7 protein-coding genes are annotated in these 12,293 nt (G+C 66.7%); 5 read left to right on the top strand and 2 right to left on the bottom strand.

Going from position 1 to position 12,293, the window contains the following annotated elements; translation table 11 throughout:
• Positions 1-7 precede the first annotated feature (7 nt).
• Positions 8-2,035, top strand: coding sequence for a glycoside hydrolase family 97 protein (locus FKV23_RS16020; protein WP_141624764.1), 2,028 nt, complete (start codon positions 8-10; stop codon positions 2,033-2,035).
• A 155-nt stretch (positions 2,036-2,190) separates the two neighbouring features.
• On the opposite strand, the gene FKV23_RS16025 is transcribed toward FKV23_RS16020, so the two are convergent.
• The gene (locus FKV23_RS16025) at positions 2,191-4,848 is read right to left on the bottom strand and encodes an alpha-amylase family glycosyl hydrolase (RefSeq protein WP_244244198.1); all 2,658 of its coding nucleotides are present in this window, start codon (positions 4,846-4,848) and stop codon (positions 2,191-2,193) included.
• Positions 4,849-5,162: 314 nt separating this feature from the next.
• Here FKV23_RS16025 and FKV23_RS16030 point away from each other — a divergent pair, with 314 nt between their 5' ends.
• The 3 genes from FKV23_RS16030 to FKV23_RS16040 all read left to right on the top strand — a co-directional run bounded on the left by FKV23_RS16030 (position 5,163) and on the right by FKV23_RS16040 (position 9,654).
• Complete coding sequence (locus FKV23_RS16030; RefSeq protein WP_167285326.1) at positions 5,163-5,978, top strand: TonB-dependent receptor plug domain-containing protein; 816 nt, start codon at positions 5,163-5,165, stop codon at positions 5,976-5,978.
• Entirely contained in the window at positions 5,915-7,906 is a 1,992-nt protein-coding gene (locus FKV23_RS16035) for a TonB-dependent receptor (RefSeq protein WP_167285328.1), read from the top strand. The genes FKV23_RS16030 and FKV23_RS16035 overlap by 64 nt, the downstream gene beginning before the upstream one ends.
• 236 nt (positions 7,907-8,142) lie before the next feature.
• Positions 8,143-9,654, top strand: coding sequence for a tryptophan halogenase family protein (locus FKV23_RS16040; protein WP_141624768.1), 1,512 nt, complete (start codon positions 8,143-8,145; stop codon positions 9,652-9,654).
• A gap of 84 nt (positions 9,655-9,738) precedes the next feature.
• On the opposite strand, the gene glk is transcribed toward FKV23_RS16040, so the two are convergent.
• Positions 9,739-10,746: a glucokinase gene (glk, locus tag FKV23_RS16045; protein WP_167285331.1), complete on the bottom strand. Its 1,008-nt coding sequence runs from the start codon at positions 10,744-10,746 to the stop codon at positions 9,739-9,741.
• A gap of 471 nt (positions 10,747-11,217) precedes the next feature.
• On the opposite strand from glk, the gene FKV23_RS16050 reads away from it, so the two are divergent.
• Entirely contained in the window at positions 11,218-12,282 is a 1,065-nt protein-coding gene (locus FKV23_RS16050) for a LacI family DNA-binding transcriptional regulator (RefSeq protein WP_141624770.1), read from the top strand.
• The last annotated feature ends 11 nt before the right edge of the window (positions 12,283-12,293 follow it).

Raw genomic sequence — 12,293 nt, forward strand, 5'->3', positions numbered from 1 at the left:
AACCATCATGCACCTGTTCAGGCACATCGCCCTCCTGCCCATCCTCGGCCTTGCCGTCTTCACCGCAAACGCCGAAACCGTCGCCCGGGTCGAATCGCCCGGCAAGGTGCTGGCGGTCGAACTCGATATCACCGAAGGCCGCCTCGCCTACCGCGTGCTGCGCTTCGGCGAACCGGTGATCGACGATTCCCGGCTCGGTTTCCAGCTTCGCGGCGCCGAAAAGCTCGAACGCAACCTCGCCCTGTCCTCGCAAACAACGCGCAGCCATGACGAAACCTGGGAACAGCCCTGGGGCGAAAGCCGTTTCGTCCGCGACCACCACAACGAACTGCGCGCGCGCTTCACCGAAACCATCGCGCCGAATCGCAGCTTCGACGTGCTCGTGCGCGTGTTCGACGACGGCCTCGGCTTCCGCTACGAACTCCCCGAACAGCCGAATCTCGACGAGGTCATCATCGACGACGAACTGACCGAGTTCGCCCTCGCCACGCCGGCGACCGCGTGGTGGATCCCGGCCGGCGAGTGGAACCGCTACGAGTACCTGTACGATCGCACCCCGGTCGAACAGGTCACCCAGGCGCACACGCCGATGACGGTGCGTACCGACGACGGCCTGCACATCGCCTTCCACGAGGCCGCGCTGGTCGACTACGCCGGCATGTGGCTGCGCCGCACCGAGGGTCGCCGCTTCCGCGCCCAGCTGGCCCCGGCATCCGAAGGCTGGAAGGTGCGCCGCAACGCCCCGTTCCACACCCCGTGGCGGACCTTGCAGATCACCGACAGCGCCGCCGCGCTGTACGCCTCATCCGACCTGATCCTCAACCTCAACGAGCCCAACAGGCTCGGCGATGTCAGCTGGTTCGAACCGGCCAAGTACATCGGCATCTGGTGGTCGCTGCACCTGGACACCGAGACCTGGGCCACTGGCCGCAAGCACGGTGCGACGACGAAGAACACAAAGCGCTACATCGACTTCGCCGCCGAGCACGGTTTCCGCGGCGTGCTGGTGGAAGGCTGGAACCCGGGCTGGGACGGTGACTGGTTCGGCAACGGCTACGACTTCGACTTCACCCGCGCCACGCCCGACTTCGATATCGAGGCGCTTTCGGCCTACGCCACGTCGAAAGGCGTGCGCCTGGTCGGCCACCACGAGACCGCCTGCGCGGTCAGCCACTACGAAGAGCAGATGGAAGCCGCGTTCGCGATGAACGCACGCCTGGGCATCGACTCGGTCAAGACCGGCTACGTCTGCGACGCCGGAGGGATCGAGCGGCGACTCGATGACGGAACCGTCGCGCGCGAATGGCATGACGGCCAGTGGAACAGCAACCACCACCAGCGCGTGCTCGAGGCCGCCGCCCGCCACAAGGTCGCGATCAACGCCCACGAGCCGATCAAGGACACCGGCCTGCGCCGCACCTACCCGAACTGGGTCTCGCGCGAGGGCGCGCGCGGCATGGAATACGCCGCCTGGGGCAATCCGACCAACCCGCCCGAGCACGAGACCAACCTGGTATTCACCCGCATGCTGTCCGGCCCGATGGACTTCACCCCCGGCATCCTCAGCCTGCAGGGCCGCGGCCAGGCGATCCAGACCACGCTGGCCAAACAGCTCGCCCTGTACGTGGTGCTGTACTGCCCGCTGCAGATGGCCGCCGACCTGCCAGAGAATTACGCCAGGCACATGGAGGCGTTCCAGTTCATCAAGGACGTGCCGGCCGACTGGGCCGAGACCCGCGTGCTCGATGGCGAGATCGGCGACTACGTGACCTTCGCCCGCAAGGACCGCAACAGCGAAGACTGGTACCTGGGCAGCCTCACCGACGAACACGGCCGCCTGCTGCAGGTGCCGCTGTCGTTCCTCGACCCGGGCCGGACCTACACCGCGCAGATCTACCGCGACGGCGACGGCGCGCATTGGCAGGACAAGCCGTTCGCATTCGCCCGCGAGCAGCGCGAAGTCACCAGCGCCGATGTGCTGACGCTGAAACTCGCCGCCGGCGGCGGTCAGGCGATCCGTTTCGTCGCACGTTGAGGATTGAGAGGCAGGCGCCACCACCCAAGGCCGTTCTGGTGGGCACGTTTGTGCCCACCCTGTGCGATTGAAGCCACGTCGTCCGGGCAAGGCGAAGTCGCACTCGGGGATTCGCGACACCCTGACCCCGGGTGCGGGCTGCGGCCTTGCCCGGGCTACTTGAGCGCTGCGCTGACTTCGTCCATCACCCGCGCCCCATCCGCCTCGCCGCCGCCGAAGGTGGTGGCGCCGGCCTCGGGCGCGAGTGGTCGATAACCGCCGTCGTAGTCCCAGGTGGTGACATGCAGCCGCGCGCCGGCCAGCGTGGTCGGGTGGCCGAGGGCGCCGGCCGGCAAGGTGAAGGCGATCGTGCGCGCATCGTGGTCGACGGCGATGTCGGCGACCGGGGTGACCGGCGTGCCTTCGACGTCGGCACTCGCGCCTTCGTGCGAGAACAGGGCATTCGACCAGCCATGCGCGCGCAGGCGGCGGTGCCAGCGCATGCCGTCGGGCAGTTCGGCGTGCTGCTGCGGCATCACCCGCGCACCGTCCGCTTCCGGCAGCTGCAGGAAGGCGGTGATCGCGACGTGGTCGAAACCGCTGGCCGGGTGCCACGCGGTGCTTAGGCTGCGCATCGTCAGCTCGAAGCGCAGCGCAGCGCCGGCGGTCCAGACGCGCAGGCGCTCGATATCGGCTGGCCGATGTTCGCGCCAGCCGGGGCCGGTCGGATAGGTGTAGGTGCCGGTCGGGCCGGTGTCGTCGTCCTGCGGATCGGTGATGTCGGCCGCCAGCCGCCAGTCGAGCGCGACGCGGAACAGCTGCGCGGGACTGGTCCTGCCACTGCCAGGGTCGTAGGCGACCACGCGGTGCTCGATGGCCGGGTCGATCATGTCGTCGGCGCGCAGCCGCGCCTGCCAGTGTCCGGCTTCGTCGATGGCGATGGTCTGCGCGTTGCCGAGGTCGCCGTCGATGACGAGGCGGATGGATTCAGTGCCGGGTGCGGTACCGTGGGCTTCGAAGTCGCTCCCGACCACGGCCACCCCGTCACCGTCGTGCCCGCGCAGGCGGGCATCCATGGCTCCTCCTTGCAGAAGTGGCTCAGCGTCCATGGCATCCCGCCTGCGTGGGGGTGACAGCGCCCTCCGGGATGACGGCTTTCGTCCGGACCGCACACCGGTATCTGCCACCCGCCATACCTCGCCACTATGCGGCGGCAACACCAGGGTCAGGCGGCCGGCTTCGCCGACGACAAGATCGCGGGGCGCGGCATCGATCGCGAACAGGCCCTGCAGGCGGGTGCCTGCGGGCAGGCCGGTATCGAGGTCGTCAAGCAGTACTTCGTGGCCGGCGCTGTTGAGGATGACGAGAGCGGTTTCTTCTTTCCCGTCCGTGCGCCACGCAATCGCGCCGGCACGAGCCGGATTGGCGGCGAGCACCACCGGCGTGCCTCGCGAAAGCACCGCATTGCCACGCCGCAGTGCGATTGCATCGCGCAGATAGCGATACAACGGTGCCTCGGTGTCGAAATGGTCGCGGCCACCGCTGCCGAAGCCGCTCGCGAACATCGCCCGCCGCTGCTCGCGGAACCCCTGTTCGGTGCCGGAGTAGACGACCGGAATCCCGGGCAGGGTCAGCATCGCCAGCAGCGCCTGCTTCAGCCCGGCCTCGCTGCTACTGGCAAGGAAGCGGTCGACGTCGTGGTTGTCGATGAAGCTGGGCATGCGCCACGGGTCGGCGTGCAGCGTCATCATCGACTCGACCCGATGCCGCAGTTCGGCCGCCGGCCGCCCGCGCGCGAACACGTCTCCCAACGTGCCGTACAGCGGGAAGTTGATCATCGACGGCAGCCCGCCTGGCGTGCGCATGTAGGCGTCGAGCTTGCGTGCCTGGGCATCGCCGAACGGCTTGTCGCTGCCGAAGCCCTCGCCGAACGAGAGGAAATCGGCGCGGCCGGTCTCGGCGGCGACGCGGGTCATGCCGGGCGCCTCGGGGTCGTCGGCATGCAGGAAATCGTTGAAGAATTCCGCCGGTACATGGAAGGCGGTATCGATGCGGAACGCATCCACGCCGGCCTCGCGGATCCAGTCGCCGTACGCCTTGCGCAATGCGCGGCGGACCACCGGGTTCTCCGTGTTCAGGTCGTCGAGGTCGGCCAGCGCGTAGTCCAGCTCCTGCCGGCGGTTGCTGTAATCGGCGATCGGCGGGGTGAAGTGGTAGATCGCGGCCTCGCGATCGGCCGGATCCTGCGGATCGTTGCGATCGAACGGCGGCTGCACCGGTGCGCTGCGGCCCTGGGCATCGCCGCGCAGACGGCAATGCTCGGCGATGGAGGCATTGTCGTCGGGATCGACTGCATCCCCGCAGCCGATCCAGTCGCCGGTGTGGTTCACCACCACGTCCTGGATCAGGTACATGCCACGGCCGTGCAGCGCGCGCGACAGCGCGCGGTAGTCGTCCAGGGTGCCGTAGTGGGCATCGATGGCGGAAAGATCGCTGGCCCAGTAGCCATGGTAGCCGCCGTAGCTGCGGTCCGGATTCAGCCACTGGTTGGCGACCGGCGGAGTGATCCACAGCGCGGTCGCGCCGAGGCCCTGGATGTAGTCGAGCCGTCGCGTCAGCCCACGCAGGTCGCCGCCGCTGTAACGGCTGTTGTCGGCCGGGTCGTACTCGCCCACGCCCTGATCGTTGTTGGATGGATCGCCGTCATCGAAACGGTCGATCATCGCGAAGTAGACCACCTGGTCGCGCCAGTCCGGCGACGGCACATGCAGGTCGCCGGCCGACGCCGTCGCCGCGGCCCCGACGCAGCCCGACAGCAGTGCCCATCGCAGCATGTTCACGACAGCGTTCGAAGCCGTTCGCATTCTCATCCGCGCCCTCCCACACATTCGTGCATTGCCATGGCGATGCCACTATTCCATGCAGCCGCCACCGCGAAAGCCCCACCGCTCCCCTGCAAACGTCTGCAGCCCTCGTGAATACGTTTGCAGTGCCGTTTGTGCAGTTGCACCCGCGTCTACTATCGCTTCACGCCACCAATCCGGTGCTGTCTGCAACAGCACGCGGGGCGTAATTCATGGCCTTCCGGAGCCAAGAGCGCGCAGACGTTCAGCCCACCGAGGCCAACACCAACCGTGTGGAGGGGAAGATGTTGCAACTCAGGCGAAACATGCTCAGCGTGGCGCTGGCCTCGGCAACCGCGCTGATGGCGACGGGCGTACAGGCGCAATCCGTTGCCGAGCCTGCCAATGACCAGGACACCAGCCCGGCGCCCGACGCCACCACGCTCGACAGCGTCGTCGTCACCGGTATCCGTGGCGGCATCGAGAAGTCGCTCGACACCAAGCGCGAATCGACCTCGATCGTCGAGGCCGTGTCCGCCGAGGACATCGGCAAGTTGCCCGACGCCTCCATCGCCGACTCGATCGCGCGCCTGCCCGGCCTGACCGCCCATCGCGAGCGCGGCCGTGCCGCCCAGATCCACATCCGCGGCCTGTCCGGCGACTTCGCCGGCACCACCCTGAACGGGCGCGAGCAGGCCAACACCAGCGACAATCGCGGCGTCGAGTTCGACCAGTATCCCTCCGAACTGCTCAGCGCGGCCGTGGTCTACAAGACCCCGGATGCCTCGCTGGTCGGCCAGGGCCTGTCCGGCACTGTCGACCTGCGCACCGCGCGCCCACTGGATTTCTCCGAGCGCGTGCTGGCGGTCAACGCTCGCTACGAGCAGAACAAGATCGACGACCTGAAGGAAAGCGGCAATCGCTACAGCTTCTCCTACATCGACCAGTTCCTCGACAACACGCTGGGCATCGCGTTCGGCTACGCCCACATCGACAGCCCGCAGCCCGGTTTCCAGAACGAATCCTGGGCTATGCGGATGGCCCCAACGGCACCACCGTGGTCGGCGGCGGCAAGATCTACAAGTTCGACAACAACAACAAGCGCGACGGCGCGATGCTGACCCTGCAGTACAGGCCGAGCGACATCTACGAGACCTCGCTGGATCTGTTCTATTCCAAGTTCCGCAGGAGCGAAGTCAAGTCCGGCGTCGAATTCGGCACCGCCTGGGGCCAGGGCGTGCTGCAGCCCGGCTATACGGTCAACGGCAACGGCACCATCACCGACAGCACCTGGACCAACGTCAAGCCGGTGCTGCGTGCCGACTCCAACCCGCTCGACGATCGCCTGTTCTCGCTGGGCTGGAACAACAAGTGGCAGCTGGGCGAGCACTGGACCCTGAGCCAGGACCTCTCGACTTCGCGCGTCGACCGCGACATGGACTTCCTGGAGACCTACGCCGGCCTGCGGGGCGACGGCACCGCCACCCTGCGCGCGACCGTGGACCCGGGCGGTTTCAACCGCTTCGCCTTCGACACCAGCTTCAACGACCCCGATCAGCTGCAGATGATCGATGCCGGCAACTGGTCGCAGGACGGCTATCTGAAGAACTTCCAGGTCGAGGACCGCATCACCGCCGGTCGCATCGACCTGAGCCGCAGCTTCGACTCCGGCTTCATCGAGAGCATCTCCTTCGGCGCCAACGAGACCATCCGCAAGAAGGAGAAGTCGTCGCTGGAGTACAAGCTGTGCCTGCAGGTCGATCCAGCCTCACCGGCCGACTGCGTGGTCGGTGCCAGCGCGCCGTTCCCGGGCCAGCCGACCGGATTCAGCTTCGGCGGTATCGACGGTCTGGCGATGTTCGACGCCGAAACCCTGCTGCGCAACGGCACCTATCAGCTGGTCCGGAAGAACCACTCGGACATCGCCGCCAAGAACTGGTCGATCCGCGAAACGGTGGACACCGTCTACGCGCAGGCCAACATCAACACCGACCTCGGCCAGCACGTGGTACTGCGCGGCAACGTCGGCGTGCAATGGGTGCGGACCGACCAGAGCTCCAGCGGCATCAACACGGTCGAAGGCAGCGATGTCGGCGACACCGGTGTTTCCGGCGCCACCTACAGCAACCTCCTGCCGAGCCTGAACCTGTCGTTCGGCTTCCCCGACGAGTACTACATCCGCGTCGGCGCATCGCGGCAGATGCAGCGTCCGCGCATGGACGCCATGCGCGCCAGTGTCGACGTGAACATCCCGATGAGCCCCATCTGCCACAACATCTCGCTCACCGAGCCGGTCTGGTGCGGCGAGGGTGGCAACCCGAAGCTCAAACCTTGGCTGGCCAACGCCTATGACCTGAGCCTGGAGAAGTACTTCACCACCGAAGCGGGCAACACCGGCTTCCTCGGCGCGGCCTACTTCTACAAGGATCTGCTCAACTACATCTACACGGACACCCGTCCGTTCGACTTCGCCGGCTATGCCCTGCCACCGCAGGCACCTGGCCAGGTCATTTACCCGAGCGGAACCAACGGTTACCTGAAGGGCGAGTTCAACGGCGAAGGCGGCACGCTGCGCGGCTACGAGTTGTCGTTCTCGGTGCCATTGGACTTGATCTGGAGCGGCCTGAACGGCTTCGGCGTGCTCGGCAGCTACTCGGTCACCGATACCAGCATCTCACCGAACGGCCCCGGCACCAGCGAGCGCCTGCCGGGCTGGTCCAAGTACGTGTCCAGCGCGACCGCCTACTACGAGCGCGGCGGCTTCTCGATCCGCTTCAGCCAGCGCAGCCGCAGCAAGTACCGCGGCGAATCCCGCGGCTTCGGCGCCGACCTGGGCTACGAGGACTTCCAGGGCGAGAAGGTCCAGGACGCGCAGGTGAACTACGACTTCAACGACGGCACGCTCAAGGGCCTGTCGCTGTACCTGCAGGTCAGCAATATCGGCGACGAACCGGCCCGTTCGACCGAGAGCGTCGATTCGGAATCGCGTCCGCTGAAGTACTTCGAGTACGGCAAGACCATCCTGGCGGGCTTCGGCTACAAGTTCTGATCGCAGACCGCCCGGTTGTCACCGCTTTGCCGGCCGCAGCGCCGGCAAAGCTTTTTTTCGGGGTGGCTCGTTGTCATCCTTGCGGAAACCGGGATCCATTTTTGGCTTTCGATGCGCAATCGAGCTGCCAGTCTGGATCAACATGGATCCCGGCTTGATCAGCCATTCGGCTGCTGTAAAGCGCGAGCGCCGGGATGACGGGGCATGGGGACAGCTGAAGTACGATGGACAACGACATGACCGACAATCGCATCCGCAAGGTGATCGTCGTCGGCGGCGGCAGCGCCGGCTGGATGACCGCCGCCTTCCTGTCGCAGGCCGTCGGCACGGACATCGAACTGCGTCTGATCGAATCCGACGAGATCGGCATCGTCGGCGTCGGCGAGGCGACGATCCCGCCGATCGTGAACTTCAACACCGCGCTGGGGATCGACGAGGACGAGTTCATCAAGGCCACCCAGGCCACGTTCAAGCTCGGCATCCAGTTCCGCGACTGGGGCGCACAGGGCGAGACCTACACCCACGGCTTCGGCACCATGGGCCACAGCACCGGCGTGGTCGACTTCCACCACTATTGGCTGAAGATGCGCCAGGCCGGCAAGGTCGACGGCATCGAGAACTACTCGATCAACCTGCTGGCCTGCGACAGGAACAGGTTCATGCGGGCATCGGACCAGTACCCGAACTCGCCGTTGCAGGACATCGCCCACGCCTTCCATTTCGACGCTGGCCTGTATGCGCGCTTCCTGCGTGGCTACGCCGAAGGCCACGGGGCGATCCGCACCGAAGGCCGCATCGCCAGCGTGCAGCAGCACCCGGAATCGGGCTTCGTCACCTCGGTCACCCTCGCCAACGGCGACGTCCACGAAGCGGACCTGTTCGTCGACTGCTCCGGCTTCCACGGCCTGCTGATCGAGCGCACCCTGCAGACCGGCTACGAGGACTGGAGCCACTGGCTGCCCTGCAACCGCGCGCTGGCGGTGCCGTGCCGTTCGGTGGCGCCGCTGACCCCGTATACCCGCTCCACCGCGCATGCGGCCGGCTGGCAATGGCGGATCCCGCTGCAGAGCCGGATCGGCAACGGCCATGTCTACTGCAGCGAGTTCATGAGCGACGACGAGGCGGCCGGCATCCTGATGCGCAACCTCGACGGCGAGGCGCTGGCCGAACCGCGCCCGATCCGCTTCACCACCGGCCGCCGCAAGCGGTTCTGGAACAGGAACGTGGTCGCGATCGGGCTGGCCGGCGGCTTCATGGAGCCACTGGAATCGACTTCGATCCACCTGGTGCAGAAGGCCATCGCGCGGCTGGTCGCGTTCTTCCCCAACCGCCACTTCGACCCGGCCGACATCGACGAATTCAACCGCCAGTCGGTGCAGGAATACGAGCAGATCCGCGACTTCATCATCCTGCACTACCACGCCACCCGGCGCGACGATTCGGCGTTCTGGAACCATTGCCGCACGATGCCGATCCCGGACACGCTGCGGCACAAGATCGAGCTGTTCAAGAGCAATGGCCGGGTCCAGCGGCTCAACAACGAGCTGTTCACCGAGGTCAGCTGGTTCCAGGTCATGTACGGCCAGGGCATCCATCCGCGCGGCTACCACGGCCTGGCCGACGTGAAATCCGAGGCCAAGGTCGAGGGCATGCTGGCCGACGTGCGCCGCGTCATCCACGGCGTGGTCGAGCTGATGCCGACGCACGAGGAGTTCATCGCACAGAACTGCAAGGCGGAGCCGGTGTAGAACTGTCATCCCGGCCCTCGCGCTTTACAGCAGCCGAATGGCTGGTCAAGCCGGAACGACGGAGTTTGGCTTTTCAGTGTCGCCTCAGCGCCCCCCCGTTTCCCGCATCGACATCGCCGCACCGAGCAGGCCGGGGTATGGATGGGTCACCACCTGTACCGCCACCGCTTCCAGGTAGGCGACGAAGCGGCCCTTGGCGAGGAAGCGCTCGCGGAACGCGCTGGAACGCAGGAACGGCAGAAAGCGCGGCACCATGCCGCCGGCGATGGTCACGCAGCGCGCGCCGTGGGTCAGCGCGATATCGCCAGCGACGCTGCCAAGCACCGCGCAGAAGCGTGCCAGTGCGCGCCGCGCAGCCTGGTCGTGACCGTCCAGCGCCAATCTCACCACCTCGGCCGGCGAGCGCAGCACGGCCTCGCGACCGGTCGGCTCGCCGCGCAGCACCGCATCGATGCAGGACAAGCCGTGGCCGCACAGCAGGCGCTCATTCGATACCCGGCCGTGGCGCGCGGCGAGCCAGCGCGCGATGGCTTCTTCCTCCGCATTCAGCGGCGCGAAACTGGCGTGGCCGCCCTCGGTCTCGACCACGTGCCAACCGGCGGCCTCCGAGCCGACCAGCAGGCCGACCCCGAGCCCGGTGCCCGGGCCGAGCACACTGACCGGGCCGGCGCCAAGCGCTTCGACCGGACCGTACAGGTGGACACGGTCCTCGCCCTGCAGCGCCGGCACCGCCCAGGCCACCGCGCCAAAGTCATTGACCATGCGCAGCTCATCGAGCGCGAGCGCTTGCCGCAGCTCGCGCTGGTTGAACGACCAGGCCCGGTTGGTCAGCCGGATCTCGTCGGTATTGACCGGCGAGGCAACCGCGATCGCAGCCCGCTTCGGCCGCGCCCCGGTGCGTTCCAGATAGTGCTCGGCGGCATGCTGCAGGCTGGCGAAGTCAGCATTGGGCAGCGAATGCGCCTCACGCACGGTTGGTCGGGCACCACTGATATCGGCCAGCGCGAAACGCGCATTGGTGCCGCCGATGTCGGCCACCAGGACCGGAGCATCCGCGCTGGTGAAGGTCGATACAGAGGGGCTTGCGGCCATGGGACTGTCCACGATCATTCCGGTGGGGAAACCGCCAGCGTAAACGCAGGCGGCAGGGTCACGTTCTGTATACGTTTGCACCCATGCCTGCTCACGGGCAGCAACGCTGGCCTGTCCTGGCTGCACCATCTCGCCACGCGCCTCGCATTTTCCTCGATGCCATGTCCGGTCCCCGCGGGCGCCACCGGTCGCCTGCACCAGCATTGGGGTGCGCGATGTCCATGGGTCTGTGCGCGGTCGGCATGGGGACGGGTGCTGGAGTCGCGGGTTTCATGATCTGTGGATCCGGAATGGATGAAATAGGCGCACGGTTGCGCAGAGCGACCTGACAGCGTTGTCAACCCATAGGTAGAATAGCCGGGATAAGCCGTGGTCGGCATGCCGCAATGCAGCATGCCGCGTTGCGGATAAAGTTGCGCTTCATGGCACACGCATGGCCGCAGGCACGACAAATGGAAACCGGAAAGCATCATGACTGACAAGAATCAGGCGGCGGTCGGCCCCGTCCAGGCGCGAGGTGGCCGGCCGGGCCGCGTGCGCATCGAGGACGTCGCGGCGACGGCGGGCGTTTCGATGAAAACCGTCTCGCGTGTGCTCAACAGCGAACCGAACGTCTCCGAACGCGCTCGCAAGCTGGTCGAGGCGGCGGTGGAGAAGCTGCGCTACCGTCCGCTGCCCTCGGCGCGGGTGCTGGCAGGACGGCGCTCGTACCTGATCGCCATGTTGTTCGACAACCCGTCTGCCAGCTACCTGATGGAGATCGAGATGGGCATGCTCGATGCCTGCCAGGCGCAGCACTACAACCTGATGCTCGCGCCGCTGGTCTACGACGCCAGCGACGTCGTGGCCAAGGTGGAGTCGCTGGTCATGCAGTCGCAAGTGGACGGCGTCCTGCTGACTCCGCCGCTCACCGACCATCCCGCGCTACTGGAACGGCTGGTCGAGCTTGGCGTTCCCTATTCGAGCATTTCGGCCAAGGAGCAGAACCGGCATGTGGGCGTAGTCGTTGACGAGTTCGATGCGGTATGCACGCTCATGGCACATCTGATTTCGCTGGGTCACACCCGCATCGCCCACCTCAAGGGCCACGCCGCGCACGGCGGCAGCAGCTGGCGTCTGGCCGGCTACCGCGAGGGCCTGCGTCGGGCCGGGCTGCGCTACGACGCAACCATGGTGGTGGACGGCGAGTTCTCATACGATTCCGGCTATGCCGGCGCCAACATCCTGCTGGATCTGCCCGAGCGACCAACCGCGATCTTCGCGGCCAACGACGACATGGCCGCCGGCGTCATCTGCGCGATCTGCGAGCGCGGCCTTTCCGTGCCGGGCGACATCTCCGTCTGTGGCTTCGACGACACGCCGATCTCCAGGCAGATCTACCCGGCCTTGACCACGGTGCGCCAGCCCACGCGCGAAATGGGCCGACTGGCCGCAGCCGAACTGCTCAAGGAGGTCCGCGAAACGGGCAGCGGCGGCCTGGTCAATCTGGCTTACTCACTGCAGGTACGACGCTCTACAGGCCCGGCACCGACCTGATCTGGCAGGCT

Source organism: Lysobacter alkalisoli (assembly GCF_006547045.1).
GTDB lineage: Bacteria > Pseudomonadota > Gammaproteobacteria > Xanthomonadales > Xanthomonadaceae > Marilutibacter > Marilutibacter alkalisoli.